The sequence below is a fragment of the Sphingobacterium olei genome (assembly GCF_005048855.1).
Lineage (GTDB): Bacteria > Bacteroidota > Bacteroidia > Sphingobacteriales > Sphingobacteriaceae > Sphingobacterium > Sphingobacterium olei.
This window is the reverse complement of the sequence record NZ_SUME01000006.1, coordinates 78166-94190: the sequence shown is the minus strand read 5'-3', so window position 1 is coordinate 94190 and position 16025 is coordinate 78166. Positions and strand designations below refer to the sequence as shown.

Annotated in this window: 11 protein-coding genes; all 11 read right to left on the bottom strand. The window is 44.5% G+C overall.

What is annotated here, in order from left to right:
* Positions 1-14: 14 nt before the first annotated feature.
* Entirely contained in the window at positions 15-1412 is a 1398-nt protein-coding gene (locus tag FAZ15_RS15060) for an MFS transporter (RefSeq protein ID WP_136902152.1), read from the bottom strand.
* A 25-nt stretch (positions 1413-1437) separates the two neighbouring features.
* Positions 1438-2607: a glycoside hydrolase family 130 protein gene (locus FAZ15_RS15055; RefSeq protein ID WP_136902151.1), complete on the bottom strand. Its 1170-nt coding sequence runs from the start codon at positions 2605-2607 to the stop codon at positions 1438-1440.
* 50 nt (positions 2608-2657) lie between these two features.
* The gene (locus FAZ15_RS15050; protein WP_136902150.1) at positions 2658-3812 is read right to left on the bottom strand and encodes an esterase; all 1155 of its coding nucleotides are present in this window, start codon (positions 3810-3812) and stop codon (positions 2658-2660) included.
* A gap of 10 nt (positions 3813-3822) precedes the next feature.
* A complete protein-coding gene (locus FAZ15_RS15045; protein ID WP_202912414.1) occupies positions 3823-5310 on the bottom strand; it encodes a glycoside hydrolase family 30 protein in 1488 nt (495 codons plus the stop codon).
* Between the two features lie 358 nt (positions 5311-5668).
* A complete protein-coding gene (locus FAZ15_RS15040) occupies positions 5669-6868 on the bottom strand; it encodes a glycoside hydrolase family 5 protein (protein WP_136902149.1) in 1200 nt (399 codons plus the stop codon).
* A gap of 192 nt (positions 6869-7060) precedes the next feature.
* Positions 7061-8125 (bottom strand): glycoside hydrolase family 26 protein, encoded by a 1065-nt coding sequence (locus FAZ15_RS15035; RefSeq protein WP_202912413.1) that lies wholly within the window; start codon positions 8123-8125, stop codon positions 7061-7063.
* A gap of 25 nt (positions 8126-8150) precedes the next feature.
* On the bottom strand, positions 8151-9341 hold the full coding sequence (locus tag FAZ15_RS15030) for a glycoside hydrolase family 26 protein (protein ID WP_202912412.1): 1191 nt from the start codon (positions 9339-9341) through the stop codon (positions 8151-8153).
* A 10-nt stretch (positions 9342-9351) separates the two neighbouring features.
* Positions 9352-10293 (bottom strand): hypothetical protein, encoded by a 942-nt coding sequence (locus tag FAZ15_RS15025; protein WP_202912411.1) that lies wholly within the window; start codon positions 10291-10293, stop codon positions 9352-9354.
* Between the two features lie 11 nt (positions 10294-10304).
* On the bottom strand, positions 10305-11831 hold the full coding sequence (locus FAZ15_RS15020; protein ID WP_162304970.1) for a RagB/SusD family nutrient uptake outer membrane protein: 1527 nt from the start codon (positions 11829-11831) through the stop codon (positions 10305-10307).
* A gap of 24 nt (positions 11832-11855) precedes the next feature.
* Positions 11856-14918, bottom strand: coding sequence for a SusC/RagA family TonB-linked outer membrane protein (locus tag FAZ15_RS15015; RefSeq protein WP_162304969.1), 3063 nt, complete (start codon positions 14916-14918; stop codon positions 11856-11858).
* 226 nt (positions 14919-15144) lie between these two features.
* Positions 15145-16023, bottom strand: a complete 879-nt coding sequence (locus FAZ15_RS15010; RefSeq protein WP_136902146.1) for an AraC family transcriptional regulator — start codon at positions 16021-16023, stop codon at positions 15145-15147.
* Positions 16024-16025: the final 2 nt, after the last annotated feature.

The window sequence follows — 16025 nt, the reverse complement described above, 5'->3', positions numbered from 1 at the left end:
TTACGTGTTATCGCCTAAATCCTTCTTTTTTCCAATTCTGTTGTGATATCCAGCATCTTCTTTTCACTCAATGGATAAAGACTGATAAACAACACGGATAACACGGTACCAATCGCGGGGAAAAAGCTCAAGAACATACGTATTCCAGATAGCGTCTCGGCACTTTGAACCTGGTTAGCCTGAAAACCGTAGTAGCCCAATAGCCATCCCGTTACCGCGGTACCAAATGCCCAACCCAATTTCTGGCTCATAGACGACGAGCTAAAGATCAAACCCGTAGCACGGTTTCCTGTCCGCAATTCCGAATAATCCGCACAGTCGGCATACATAGACCACAACAACGGAAAAATTGCCCCTGCACAAATGCTTATCAAGACCTGAAGCACGAAAATCAGGAGCAGCTCATCATGTTCTAACCAATAAAAAGAGATGCTCGCTGCCGTAGCAATTAGCATCGCCCCCATATAGGTATTCTTCTTGCCAATCTTATTACTTAGCGGAGCTGCCGCAACCACGCCGATAATGTTGGCGGCCTGCCCTAAGGCTAAATAAAGACCGCTTAAAACAAAGGGAATATTGAGCAGCACGATATTGTCGAATTGATCTTCACGTACATAATACTTGAAGTAATACAAGGTCGCTCCATCCCTAATCGAATTGAACACCAGCGCAGCCACTCCTGCTCCCAGCAGGATCCACCAGGGTCTATTGTTCAGTAGATCACGAATATCCTGTTTAAGTGTCGAACTCGTCGACGCTATGGGGATCACCCGTTCTTTCGTCCAATAGAAGCACAACAAAAACAGTAAGACCGAAAAAACAGCAATGACCGTAGCTGCCATAAACCATCCATACTGCTGATCTGTTATGTTCTGACTATTTTTGCTAAAATAGTTTACCAATGGATTGAATAATAATAACGTCACAAAGCTTCCGATATACGCAAACGTCATCCTAAATGTGGCCAGCACATTGCGAATCTTTGGGGATGGACTCATTACGCCCAATAATGAAGCATAAGGTACATTAATTGCAGAGTAAACCATCATCATTAACGAATAGGTGACATATGCATACACCATTTTCCCTACACCATCTAATGCGGGCGTTAAAAATGTGAACGCACCAATTACACCAAAAGGGATTGCGACATACAGAATATAAGGTCTAAACTTGCCCCATTTCGTTCGTGTGCGGTCGGCGAAAGCCCCCACAATAGGATCAAATAAAGAATCCCAGACCCGTGTGATCAGAAACATCGTCCCTACAGCTTTTGCCTCCATGCCGAAAATATCGGTATAAAAAAACATTAAGTACATACCGAACAGCTTCCAGAACATAGAAGATGCAGCATCTCCTAAACCATAACCGACTTTCTCCCGAAGGGTGACTTTATCTGATTTCAATTCCATAACAGGTTTTAAATTGACGCCTAAATTAACGATTTAAATTCTTTGAAATAATACGAGATAGCACATCTACAGATACCGCTGACCGAAAACCGTCTTCAGCCGTGTTTAAGCAGTAGTCCAGGAGCCTATCAACAGAAGAAACAGCCACATGCATACGTGTATCGCTTGATGCATAGTAGATAAAAACCGTTCCATCATCATCCGCAATCCAACCGTTTGTAAACAATACGTTCGAAACATCCCCTACACGCTCTTCTCCTTGCGGCGCCATTAAATGTCCTGCTGGTTCAGCAATCAACCTGTCGGGTTGATTGCGATCGGTCAAGAACACGTACAGGACGTAACGAAGCCCTGCCGCACAGGCGCGGACACCATGTGCCAAGTGCAACCAGCCCTTTTCGGTTTTAATGGGTGCTGGTCCCTGTCCATTTTTCAACTCTTTGATCGTATGATATTGGCGCGAATTCACAATTTTTTCCTCCAGAACGATGGCTTTTTCCATACTATCCACTACCGTCCAACCGATTCCCCCTCCGCTTCCCGCGTCGATGAAACCATCTTGCGGACGTGTGTACAATGCATATTTTCCGCCTACAAATTCCGGATGCAGGACCACATTCCGCTGCTGACTTGTTGACTGTAAATCGGGTAAGCGTTCCCATGTCTTTAAATCTTTTGTTCGTACAATACCCGCAGCGGCAACAGCAGACGATAAATCGCCGGGCGCAGCGTTAGGGTCTTTGCGTTCCGTACAAAAAACACCATAAATCCAACCGTCTTCATGCTGGGTAAGGCGCATATCATATACATTCGTATCCGGAGTCTCCGTTTCAGGAATAACGATGGGGTAATCCCAGAATCGAAAACCGTCAACTCCATTCGAGCTCTCTGCAATGGCAAAGAATGATTTTCTATCATTGCCTTCCACTCTGACTACCAAAATGTACTTCCCTTGCCACTTGATGGCACCTGCATTGAATGTACCGTTAATGCCAAAACGCTCCATCAAGTAGGGGTTACTCGTTTCATCGAGATCAAAACGCCAGTGTAAAGGAGTATGATCTGCAGTTACTACCGGATTGATATACCGCTCGTAGATGCCATTTCCCGGCAACACCGCCTCATTCTTTTTATTCAACAATTGCTCATAAGCCTCCTTTACGGCGGCCAACCGGTTCTCAAATTTGCTATTCATTTCTTTTGCCAATGTATTTATGTGGTCTATGTGACTTGTGTTTTCTAATGTTAAAATAAGTGCACGGTAAATCTTGCCAATTGTTCCCGCCAAAATGCCCACTCGTGTCCGGCCGGTGCTTCGTCACTTTGATAGGCTATCCCTTCCTTGTCCAAGGTCTTTAAAAAATTCAAATGACCTTGGTAACGTGGATCTTTGGTTCCACAGCTCGTCCACAGGATCTTGATGAGCCCATTTATCTCTCGTTTTTTATACTCCCATTCCGGCACGTAGTCCGAAAGATTTAACTTCTCATCGCTTAGCAGCCCCGAGCTGAACTGACCGATGTAGTTAAACTTATCCATATTTCGCAGCCCGATCACAAAAGCCTGTCCACCGCCCATCGATAAGCCGGCGATAGCCCTTCCTTTTTTGGATTTATGTACGTGAAACCGCTCTTCTACCAGCGGAATCACATCATTAAGCAGTTCATGTTCCAAGATGTCCATCCCTTCTTTTGAACTCCCTCCCGCCCAAGAACCGTCTGTATGTCCGTTGGTCATGACCACCAACATGGGTTTCGCCTTACGCTCTGCAAGGAGATTGTCAAGCACATCCGCTACGCCTCCGTCACGTATCCAGCTCCCCTCATCGTCTCCACCACCATGCCGCAGGTATAAAACCGGAAAAGCCTCCCCCTCTTCGTTATATCCGGGTGGCACGTAGACATATACCGTTCTATTCTTTTGTAGCGTTGTTGCACGATAGCGCAGTATACGTACCTCACCATGTGGCACATCTTTGGTCTGGTCAAAAAGAGGGGCTTCTCCTCTGATCTCGAGGATATTTCCATATATAGAGGTACCATGCTTAACCCGAGGATTTTCTAAATCCAACATCGTGAGTCCATCCACTTTAAAATGGTATTGATATATACCGGGGGATAGGGAATCCACGACAACAGACCAGATACCCTGCTCGTCCTTCTTCATTTTCCATTCCTGAATATCCCAATCGCCTAATTCGACGAAAACGGTCTTTGCATGAGGCGCCTTAAGACGAAACGTTACCGTTCCATCTTTCCCGACCTGCGGCGAAAAAGTAGTCGCACTCGGATTCCACCATCCATCCGTGCTGAAATTCCTTCCGCCGATAGTTTGCGCGGTGACAGCGAACAGGCAGCACATCAACAGTAAACTCGTTAATACTATTTTTATAGGTTTCATATCCCAAGCATTAAATAGGCCAAACATAGGTTGCAATAGCTCCGGCAGCTAAAGAAAGATTAACAAAACGCCCCCTGTACTGAATCTTTACACTCCGGTCAGTAAACGAACTGTTTGCTACAATGAGGACAATCTTCCCCTCAGGTGTCTTAAATGCAACATTTGGCAATACATTGCCCTGCGCGATGTGAGTCGTCCTTGTAATTTCAGCATTTTCCTCATCTGTCGTTAAATTGACCACCCCATCAAACGGGCCATTCGATTGGATGCGCACAGAACCCGTAGGAACGAATTTGGAAGCTTGCGCTATAACATGAAAAGCTACATTTTTGGAGACCGCGTCGCCATCAAGTGTAAGTGCACCTTGACAGATAGAACAGCCCCCATTATCGGTATGTGGATCATTATGAGGATCTGCAGCAAGATTCCATAAAATAAGGTTCTTACTCCAATTGCGCATCGTCCCAATCACCAAACGTTCTACTTGATAGGCAATATTCATGATGGGCACATCAGTGTTCTGGGTAACCATCTGCTCTGTAAAATAAATATTCTTATCCGGTCGTGCCTGATGAACGAGGGACATGGTACTTATATCGCCACCGTAATGATGAAACCCCGATCCATCCACATACCTGTCCAGCTCCATATCATTTAATAAAGCCAAAGGATAATCCGGCCGGTCGCAGTTATGATCAAAAAGCACAATCTTTGTTTCCGGTACGTTTTTGTAAAAAAGAGGCCCTAAGTGATCCCTCAAAAACACACGCATCTCGGGTACTGTAATAGGCATACTAGGTGTGTTTCTTGAATTCAGTGGCTCATTTTGTACCGTAATAGCGTCGATCACAATCCCCTCCTTTTTCATTTCCTGCACATAACGCAGCAGGTATTTTGCATATACCGCATAGTATTCCGGTTTTAGCGAACCTCCCTGCACCTTTCCGTTGGTTTTCATCCATGTCGGTGCCGACCACGGGGAAGCCATTATTTTTAGCGTAGGATTAATGGCTAAAATTTCCTTTAGCACGGGGATGATATCATCGTAATCATGTCCCAAGCTAAATTTTTTCAACGCTATATCCGTTTCACCATCCTTTAAATCGTTATAGGAATACACAAACCGATTGAGGTCAGAAGCGCCGATACTTAAGCGGAGGTAATTGATCGAAACATCACTCGTTCCTTTGCCGAATAACTCTTTTAATAAAGCAGAACGCGACGATGGGCTCATCTTATGAAGCAGCTCTGCGCTCCCCCCAGTCAACGCAAAACCAAAGCCATCAATTTCCTGAAACGTTTGCCGTTCGTCCACTACAATTGGAAAATGTCTTCCGTCATTTTCCCCAAAGAGCGCAATAGGTTGCTCTTCCAGCAGTGCCGAACCGTCAGCTTTCGTAATCCAGCTTCTTACGCCAGGTTGTTGCGCAAAACCAGAAGACAGCCATATAAAGGCTATCAAATGGCGCAAAACGGAGACTATATTCCATATTTTCATGCTATCACCAGTTAAATGTTATACAAGGTCTATTATCTATAAAAGTGGCTAGTTATAACCCATTACAAAGATAGCAGTGGGTGCAGATCAAGACTAGTATTATTTTATCCGTTAATAAGACAAATCATACAAAAAACACCTTAAAAGCACGATAGAACATCTTTTTAGATGTACTATTTTATCCTTCCTTCTGCTGTTGACCGCTGTCATCTCGTATATGCATACAAGAAAACTTTCATGATCCACTGAATCACCAACAGGCATGAAAGTTCTTGATGGCCTTTGGGAATAGACACTTTCAGAAAAAAAGGAAGAGCAACCTACGCTACCCTTCCTTTTTCTGCTGAAACCTAGGTCACTATGGATATACTAGATCTGGGTAGTGGTAATGGAAGTCATTGGTCGCATTCTTTATCGATTCAAAATCTCCATAATTATCATTTTCCCATGGATTTTTCCATGCGCAGACCCCCGCATAACCATTCCAATAACTCTGTTTGTAATAATTGGCGAGTGTAATATTCCAATTACCGGTATTATTATACGTAGATCCATTAATATTATATCCCGGTGTTTCGCCTATCAGGACAGGTTTGTTTCCATTATCCAGCCAATAGCCAACCGATGTGGTAAAGGGAGCACCTGAAGATTGCCATTGATACCAATGCGGCGAGTAGAAATCCAGGTAAGCGTTTGTGTTATTGTACTGTGCCTGTAGCTTGGCGTTACTGTAATTATTACCGCCGTAAGTATCCCACGATGCATATCGATCGCTATTAAAAATAATCCACATCGATCCAACAGTTACCGGCTTGTTCGAGAATTGATTAATTTTTGCTGCACACCACGCCACAAATCGGACTACATGGTCTTTACTCAGGTAACCACAATTCGCATCCCGCCACATATGTTCCGGTTCATTACAGATATCGTAGCCCATTACCGTGGGTTCGTTCTCGTAACGTTGTAAAAAAGGAACTAAAAAATACTCCGTATACCATTGCGTTTTATTGACGTCGTTAATAATTTGCCGATACTGATTGTGCTTACCGCTCGTATTCTTCACCATGTCGAAAGACCAAAACGTAATCAACAGGTATACTCCCTTCGATTTGGCGATTTGCACCAACTGATCCATATCTGACCAAAATTGGGCGCTAGCGCCCGTTACCAGCCCATCCCCATTTAAGGAAGGACTGTGACTTCCTGAACCGTGAATCCAGATACGTGCCAGGTTAATTTTATTGTCTTTGTACCGCTGGAATTCATTATTCCACCAGTTGTAGTCAAAATTACGCCCTAAAAAATCAAGCGTATAATCGCTTTGTTTCTGCCAGGCCGTATTGATACCATTAAAAAAAATCTGGTTTTGCCCCACATAGAACTTATTGCCCGATATGGTTACCCCTTGCGTAATTGACGAAGGAGCTACCCCAGCATTTGCTATGGATAACTCCGACAATTCGGGAACGTTTGCCGTTTCCATTACGTCTGTCTTGTGGCAGCCCAACATCAACACGAGGATGCTCAGCCCTGTAAACATAAGATACTTTTTCATCTGTTTAAATTTGCTTTTTCAGTTGTGATGAAGCTATCAGATTTATTCATCCCACTGTGTGGTTTGAAAAATCATGATGGTTTCATTTTGAATTTATTTTTGGTTCCTCAAATTTAGGTAGGCATCGCGCACCAAACATAATACTTTCTTAACCAAACAAAATACCAATATGCTTACTTACAGATATTTACACTACAAACCATTCACTTCCTTCAACAGCAGCACCCGATCAGAACCATATACTTCTTTGATTGTGTCGATGCTATTGTGCTCGAATACAAGCTCAGACCAGCCCATAAAGAAAATCCAATCTTTTTGTTCCTGCAATACAGTTACAGAAGGTAATTTTTGACATTCGCCTATTCCCATAGGTTTGCCATTTGCGACCCGTTTTATGGTCTCATATTTTTCTTTTGAAAATCCCGAAGCATCATCGTAGACATCAAGGGAGACGATATCCCAATACCTATCGCCTGGGTTGTACAGATCAGCATCCTTGTCCAAGGATGGAAAATCCTGAATATTCCATACCCATATTAAATTGTCGAGCCCCTTTTCTTTTACCATGTAATCATGCACCCAACGGTACAGCTTAGCGGTACCCTCTTCACCTGGACGTCCACCCCACCAGAACTTTCCTTGATTCATCTCGTGAAACGGCCTGAACATAGCCACCACCTTATTGTCTTTTAATCGCCGAAGATGGACGGCTACTTCCTCCATCATCGTAACGAATTGCGTATGGATGGCTGTTCCCTCGGTAAAAAGCTCTTCCCATTGTTTATCCGTCAATGTGCTCAATACCCCTTTACCATCATCCCAAGCACAAGGCTGCCCATTTGCAGGATTACAGGCGTGCCACATGATATTGATTATTGCACCGCTTTTAAACTGCTTAATCGCTTCACTAATCATGGTTTCGCGGTGTTCAATATTTTCCTTTTGAAACAAGAAATCGCCACTCCACAACGCAGGATAATCACCTACCGTTTTATGTACCGCATCGGTCCATTGTGCGGGCTTACTGTTCGGTTCCCGATTGTGAATGCCACCGAGCACATACTTCGATTTAATATCGGATAGGAATTTCAGTATACGACTTTTCTCCGCCTCGATCACACCCGAAGCCGAGTCGACCGTTTGCGTCATCGTCGTATCACGTTGTTTTGCGGTCGATCTATTTTCGCCTTCGCAGGCCGATAGCGTTATTAAAGCCGCTGCGACCAGTCCTTGATAATACAGTTTCCCTTTCAACATGCAAATATTTTAGTTTAAAAATGCGTTAATTAACCGTGACCTCTTCCGCCATTACATACATATTTGGCAAATCTTTGGAGAATAAACTCACCGAACTCCGATATAGTACCTTAAAATCTTCCACCGAACTATGCCCTTTCCATGGACCATAGAAGTGAAAACCCTCTTTTAATGGGTCGTACGCATTCCGCCACAGCACTACCATGCTTATCTTTTTACCGATCAACGGTGTTAGTATTTCCTTTGTCCAATACTCGGTATACGGCGCACCTCCATTTCTTATCCCTTCTATTCCTACTTCCGTTACACCACAGGGTTTAAGCTTTTCTTTCGACAGCTCCTGCAACGCTTTAAGATTAGACTGGAAAGCCTGTGTGTTGGCGCCGTGATAACAATCCATTCCAATAAAATCCACGAAGCCATCTCCCGGCCAACGAAACAAGAGTTCCTCCCGGCCGCCTACGTTATCCCGTTGTGGCGAAATCGCATAAATAAAGTTGCTTACGCCCTTCACCTCTTTCAAATAGTTCAAGGTAAATTTCCAAAGTTGAATAAATTCATCGTTTGTTGTACACTTGCTTCCCCACCACGACCATTGTTGTGTGTGTTCGTGAAAAGGCCGGTAAATAATAGGGATCAGTTTTCCCTGCTCGTCTTTAAGCGACAGGGCAAATTCCGCTAAGTTATCCAGCCACTGCTTAAATTTCACGTTTGTGGCACTTCCTTCCTGTAGAATCTGTTTTGCCACATCGTCGGATGAGTTGTCCCAAGAATCCCCTCCCGTAAGGGGATTATTCAGGTGGCATACCGCCGTAATTACTTCACCACGCTTGCGTGCTTCCAGAATGGTCCTTTTCCGTACGGCATTCAGGGTAGATGTCGCCTTGCGGTCGTCCATCACCTCGGCAAAATCGACACTGAATACAGCCGGATAGTCCTCCACGATTTCGTAGACATCCGACAGACCAGGTTCGTTCATCCATTCACGGCCATAGATTAGCGCGTCATGGTGCCCAAACATAAATCCTTTGCTCTGTATTCGCCAGAGCTGCGAATAAAGTGCTTTCGTCTCCGCCGTAGCAGATTTATCGTATAAGCTCAATGACACTGGCTCATCCTTGTCCTTGTCATCATCGATGATATCGTCTTTCGATTTCCCGCATCCTACGGTAACCATCAAAAGAAAGGCAAAACTTAAAATCGTATTCTTGTTCATAACCCGTTATTTAGTTCTGTTTTTCTACTTCAATCCAATATCTTCTCGGCTTCTTAACAAATTTATCATAATCCGAGTAAATGGCCGACCAATCATCCGTACCGCTCAATGCAAAGGCGAAAGCATTATTCTGTATCGTCTTGCTGAAACCGTTACCCAAATCTTCTGTCGTAGCCCCTAAAAAAGAGCAATTTACACGCGTTCCATCTGTAAAAATCAAGGTAAGTACATCCGTCGTATAATCCCGCTCCCACCTACCTTCACCTTTCGGCAGCTTGCGATAAAAATGATTCACATCGGTACGCGGGTCAAGGATGTAGGTAAAATCTGCATAGAGACCATCGGCTCCGGCATCATTCACAAAATCCCCTGTCGTTCTACCAGTAGGTGTCACACCGGTCAGGGTAAAGGTCAACTTATTATCCAGCTCCACTTGCGGACCATCCGTAGCCGGCCAAATCCAAGGCTTGCTCGTTAATGAGAGTATCGCGCCGCCTCCATACTCAGGCCCCGTTCCGCCATATACCACTAAATCTGTGATGTCGTATGTTCCTGTAATGGTTTCTTCAAACGGCTCCACCTCTACCTCCCATTCCCTCAGTTCCCCCGTCTCGGCCGTTACCTGGTATTTAAACTTATAGTCATTTGCCAAAAAATCAACCTGCTCTCCCGAATTCGGTGAGACCGAAGCCCGGTATGATTGCTGGATAATCGGACTCACCTTCGAAAAATCTGTATGCTCTTCCATCAACACCTTTACCTTCACCTTTCCAGCAGTACGGTCTACCACCGCAGCGCCGATCTGGGTAAAGCCCTCGCCCATCGTAAAGTTCTCAATAGACTTTTCGTTACTTTTAACACCGTCGTAAGGATCTTTTTGGCACCCTATAAAAAACCCGAGCACTACCAGCACGGCTAGCGTTACTTTTATTTTCAGTATTTTCGATTTCATGGTTAACATAGTTAAGGTTGTATTAAAGGATTTGAGTCAATTTCACGTTGTGGGATAGGAAAGAAATAAGCGCCCGATGTAATGCTTTTTCCATACTTCTCCACCAGCACTTTCTCCATACTATTGGTTCGGCGAAGGTCGAATAACCTATTTCCTTCAAAAGCCAATTCGAGTGCGCGCTCTTCGACAACAGCCTCTCTAAAAGCAGTCGGCGAAAGACCCGGCGTCAAGGGGCCCAATCCCGCGCGGTTGCGGATTCTATTGACGGCAGCATAGGCTTCCGTTGTCGGCCCAGCAGCTTCGGCATATACCAGTAAGATATCCGAATAACGGATTACAGGCGAGTTTGTACTCATCTTATCCGCATCCCGTAAAGGATCTATAAACTTTCGGGTAAAGGGGCGCGAAAAATCGTTTATTCCCAACGGAATAACGTTGCCGTCGGGGTTCACCACTTCGGACACAATCAAGTCTGTTTTTCGTTTATCGCTCGCATTATAACTGTTATAATGATGGGCCTCCATCTGGAAGTGGTTCCATCCACGGCCAATATTAATCGATTCCGTATTCGGATCACTGGGATTATACTGGATTGTCATGACGAAGCCCGGATCCGGCAAAAACATATTGGGCAATTTGGAGTAGTTACCTTCCCGTTCACCGGAACGATCTACCGCTGCATCGAAAATATGCTCCGAAACCGCCGCATTTTTATACACTTCCGTATTCCAGATATCCGGAAGTACATCCGTAAAATTAAACATCTGCTGATCGTTAATGACTTTACCCGCATAATTCCTTGCCTCATCATACATTTCGTCGCTATTGGTTACGAAATCATAGCCAACCGAGCCCGAAGCCTTAGCAGTGGCCAAGTGCAAATACACTTTTGATAGTAAGGCCTGTGCCGCCACGCGGTTTGCACGCCCTTCAAAATTCTTCGCCGCAGACATCAATTCTTCGCCTTGTTTCAAATCGGCGATAATCACATCATACAGATCGGATATGCTAGACTTCGCCACAGGTATCTGCCCCGCCTCGACCAGCGGCTCCAAACGAAGGGGTACCTCGCCAAATAAACGAACCAGATTAAAATTGTGCAGCGCACGTAGGAAATACCCTTCCCCTACAATTTGATTGCGGTCTGCATCCGGCATATTCGGTACGTTAGGCACATTTGTAATGACCGCATTGGCCCTTGCAATGCCCCGATACATATAAGTCCAAAGGTTATCCAAATCAGAATTCGTCGACGTCGTCCGCAACTGCTCCAGTTCAAAATTCGCCTGTCCCGCATCCGATTTTGCTGTTAGGTTTTCCGTCGGCAACTCCGTAATGAGGTAGTAACCCCGCGAATAGTATCCCACTTCGGGCAATATTGCATACGCATAGACCAGGCCCGATAAGGCATCCTCTGCGGTTTTATAAAACGAATTAGAATTCACGATACCATAGGGTTCTTCTGTCAATTTCGAGCACGACAGAAAAGTGCTACTTGCTATTCCCGCTAGGCAAATGCCTGCAATAATCTTATTCATCTTCATGTCTTTTTGAAATTTAGATTAAAATCCTACTGATACACCAAAAGAGTAAGCGCGAGGACGGGGGTAGTTACCCCAATTTATCCCGTCCAAACCCACCTCCGGATCAAATCCCTTATTGAATTTGGTAATCGTCAACAAATTATTTCCCGATGCATACAACCTGATATTACTGATCCCTTTAATCATTCCCGGTCTAAAGCTATAACCCAGTGTTACATTCTGAAGGCGTAAAAACGATCCATCTTCCACAAAGAAATCAGACGCTTTATACCCCCGTGTATTATTCGCGCGTGGATAGAGATTGCTCGGATTGTCCGGGGTCCAGCGTTGCACCTGCCGACTAGGCGTCATCTTCTGCAAATCGAACACATCATTACCATATACGCCATAAAACTGTGCGTTTAAATCAAAGCGTTTATAAGAAACCGAAGTATTAAAACTGTAGATAAAATTCGGGGTCGGATCGCCTATAACGACACGATCGTATGTCGGATCGATCGTACCATCAGGACTACCGTCCGCACCGGCTATATCGATGTACTTAATCTCCCCCGGGATAGCTTCCGCTCCTGTAAGCCCAGCTTCTATCCCCTCTTCGAGCGATTGGATAATACCGTCGGAGCGATACCCGTAAAACGTATACATCGGCTGTCCGATGATAAAGTGGTTTACATTCTGACGCACCATTTCGATCAACGATCCCGTCACAACGCGGTCGCTTTCGCCCATGGCTACCACCTTGTTTCTATTCAAGGCGAAGTTACCTCCTACAGACCAGCTTAATTCTTCCCGTTGGATAATACCCGCGTTGAAGCCCAACTCGAAGCCACGGTTACTGATCTCTCCATCATTAACCCATTGTTGGTCAAAACCTGATGAAGGCGAGATGGTACGTGTGCGTAATAAATCTTTCGTATGCTTATCGTAATAATCTAGGGTTAACGTAAAGCGCTGGTTCATAAAGCCGATGTCTAATCCCAGATCGTACGAAGTAGTTGTCTCCCATTTTAGGCTTTTGTTTCCTAAGCCGCCGACAATGGTTAGCCCCTGTTCATTGTTGGCTCCGGCCAATCCCGGGCCAAAGCCTGTCATAAAACCGTTTTGCGCGCCAACATAGTAGCGTTCAGAACCAAATCTATCCAAGGTTTGATAAGGTGAAATACCTTGATTACCCGTCAGACCGTAGCTGGCACGTAATTTCAGTTCGGAAAATGCGTTCAAGTCTTTGATAAAAGATTCCTCGTTTAATTTCCAGGCTACGGCAGCTGAGGGGAAGAACGCCCATTTATTATTTTCGCCAAATTTGGTAGAACCATCCGCACGCCCCGTAACCGTAAACAAATACTTATCCAGCAAGGCATAATTAGCCCTACCAAACCAGGAGTGTAAAGTAGACGCAGATAGACCATTGCTGAGCACCTTAGTCTTGGCGCTATTTAGATTTTCGTTCTGCAAGTTGTCGTTCACGAAGTTCATCCCCATGAGATTGCTCGTGCGTGTCCGCGAATTTTGGAGGGAAAAACCACCCACGACGTTCAAGCGATGGATATCGTCGAATGTCTTATCGATCGTCAGGTAGTTTTCATTGACCAACTCATTGTTACTATAGTTGTTGATCGCACCATAACCTGTATTTTCGTATCCGCGGAATGTGACATTTGCCGGCTCGTACACATCGCCGATCGAATTCCCATATTTAGTACTTAGCTGCGTTCTAAATTGTAACCAGTCGGTGAGTTTTGCGCTGACGAATATCGTACCCAATACGTCGATCGTTTTCGACTTGTTAAGTACCTCGTTTGCAATCGCAATGGGGTTACCAAAATCCATGGCAGATGTACGGAAGTAATTTCCATTTTCATCATACACCGGAAAAATCCGTGAGCGGCCAGCACTGAGGTTTTGTCCTGTATTATTGGTATAAGTTAATATGATATTTGTCCCGGCAGAGATTGCGTTCGTTAATTTTTGGTCCAGGTTAAGCCTTCCCGTGTATTTATCGTATGCATTTTTAATGGCGAGTCCCTCTTCTTTATAGTAATTACCCGACATCGAATATTTTGTATTGTCAGAACCACCATCTACTCCCAGCGTATAGTTTTGCGAAAATGGATTGCGGTATACCAGATCTGCCCAGTCGGTATTTGTCTTCCATTGCGGTTTGGTGGGATCAAGGCCGCGTAATTCGGCGATGGACGGAAAATACACTCCGCTTCTCACTTCACCAAGATACGGCAACTGGCTCAGCGGTGTGCCACCGTTAAGCGCAGCCTCATTCGCATACACAGCCTCTTCAATACCATCTCGCCAAAGATCAGGCTTCACGGACAGCGTAGAAATGGTGTTCAGCGTGTTTAACGATATCCGCGGCGTACCTGCACGCGCTTTTTTGGTTGTCACCATAATCACACCATTCGCTCCTCTGGATCCATAAATCGCTGCCGATGAAGCATCCTTTAGCACTTCAATGGATTCAATATCCTCTGGATTGATTTGCTTCAGATCGCCCGCATCTCCCCAAGGAAAACCATCCACCACCACAAGAGGTGCATTCGATCCACTTAACGAGCTATTCCCGCGGATACGCACCGTTGCACCGGCACCGGGCTGTCCACTGGATATAGATACCTGCACCCCCGGAATCTTACCCTGCAACAGCTGATCTACCGACGAAGCAGGTGTTTTATTTAGGTCGCTTCCTTTTAACGTGGCAACAGCTCCGGTTAAGTCACTCTTTTTAACCCCTCCATATCCCACTACGACAACATCGTCCAGATCCACCATGGTGCTTAGGAGAACAGCGTCGATGGTAGATCTATTGTTGAGGGAAATCTGCTGTGATTGCAACCCAACAGAACTAAAAGACAACACATTCTCATTATCGGCGACGGTTACCTGATAGCTCCCCGCTTCATTCGTGGTAACGGTATATCTACCTGATTTCACCGTAACACCAGAGAGTGGCCTTCCCTCGCTGTCCCTTACGATACCAGACACCGAACGGCTTTGTGCCATCGTGAACTGGACCGCGAAAAGTACACTACAAAAAATAGCGCAGGTTCTTAATAAACTTCTTCTCATTATAATTAACATTTAGATTTATACATCGCTTATTTAGGCAACTTTTAATCTGTTTCGATTGCCGATCCAGATTATTCGAATTGGTTAGCCATAAGCTTTAGACAAAGATATCTCAAAGCAAGGCAATCGAAGCAATACTATTTTAACCAAATATTATACTTAAAATAGCCAAAAGGCTATTTGAAAATCATATAACACTAAAAAAGATATATATTATTTTAACTGTTTATATGAAAATACGGCTACCACTAAAGTTTATACGGTATTCAGAAGGGGTACAATTCTTCTTTCGTTTAAAGGCCCTGTTAAAATTGGATATATTATTAAAGCCACATAAATAGCATATTTCGGCTATCGTATTGCTTGTTTCGATCAACATGCGGGTTGCATGTCCGAGTCTTATTTCATTCAGGTTGTCGATAAAGGTTTTTCCTGTTCTTTTCTTTATAAACCGGGAAAACGAAACTTCAGACATATTCACCTGATCAGCAACTTCTTTAAGCGTGATCAAAGAGCCAAAATTTTTGTTCATAAATTCGAAAGCCGCATCCAGCCTCCTGCTCCGAAAATTCAGGCTTTTGTCCAGCAGCATATCGCCTTCAACCAGCGTCTTTGCATCTTTGCTAACCGATAGTTCCCGTAAAATCAGCATGAGTTTAATAACAGAGTCGAAACCTATCGTTTTATGAAGCGTGAGGATTTCCGGTGCAATTTTTTCGACCGTTTCCTTCGAAAACTGGATACCGAAGCGGCTCAGTTCAAACATTCGTTTGATAAAGTTCAGCTGATTTTTATTTAGAAAATGTTCACTAAAAAGGTCTTTATTCCATTGTATCGTGACTTCGACTATTTTCGTTGAAGTGCAGCGATGGTTGAACCAGCCGTGCGGGAGGTTGGGACCAGTAAGTACCAACTCCAAATCACCAATTTCTTCCATCTTATCTCCCACAACGCGTTGTGCACCCTTCGCATGCAAGATCATGTTTAATTCAAATTCTTCATGGTAATGATAGGGAAAATCGAACTTATCTTTCTCTCTATGGAATACGGTAAAACATTCTGTTTCCCGTAATGGCGTCACTTCTTTGATTGCGTTGTGGTTCATAT

What these genes read in the sequence shown, in the direction of transcription:
- FAZ15_RS15060 (WP_136902152.1), bottom strand. Translation starts at nt 1,412, where the DNA reads ATGGAATTGAAATCAGATAAAGTCACCCTTCGGGAGAAAGTCGGTTAT.
- FAZ15_RS15055 (WP_136902151.1), bottom strand. Translation starts at nt 2,607, where the DNA reads ATGAATAGCAAATTTGAGAACCGGTTGGCCGCCGTAAAGGAGGCTTAT.
- FAZ15_RS15050 (WP_136902150.1), bottom strand. Translation starts at nt 3,812, where the DNA reads ATGAAACCTATAAAAATAGTATTAACGAGTTTACTGTTGATGTGCTGC.
- FAZ15_RS15045 (WP_202912414.1), bottom strand. Translation starts at nt 5,310, where the DNA reads ATGAAAATATGGAATATAGTCTCCGTTTTGCGCCATTTGATAGCCTTT.
- FAZ15_RS15040 (WP_136902149.1), bottom strand. Translation starts at nt 6,868, where the DNA reads ATGAAAAAGTATCTTATGTTTACAGGGCTGAGCATCCTCGTGTTGATG.
- FAZ15_RS15035 (WP_202912413.1), bottom strand. Translation starts at nt 8,125, where the DNA reads ATGTTGAAAGGGAAACTGTATTATCAAGGACTGGTCGCAGCGGCTTTA.
- FAZ15_RS15030 (WP_202912412.1), bottom strand. Translation starts at nt 9,341, where the DNA reads ATGAACAAGAATACGATTTTAAGTTTTGCCTTTCTTTTGATGGTTACC.
- FAZ15_RS15025 (WP_202912411.1), bottom strand. Translation starts at nt 10,293, where the DNA reads ATGAAATCGAAAATACTGAAAATAAAAGTAACGCTAGCCGTGCTGGTA.
- FAZ15_RS15020 (WP_162304970.1), bottom strand. Translation starts at nt 11,831, where the DNA reads ATGAATAAGATTATTGCAGGCATTTGCCTAGCGGGAATAGCAAGTAGC.
- FAZ15_RS15015 (WP_162304969.1), bottom strand. Translation starts at nt 14,918, where the DNA reads ATGAGAAGAAGTTTATTAAGAACCTGCGCTATTTTTTGTAGTGTACTT.
- FAZ15_RS15010 (WP_136902146.1), bottom strand. Translation starts at nt 16,023, where the DNA reads ATGAACCACAACGCAATCAAAGAAGTGACGCCATTACGGGAAACAGAA.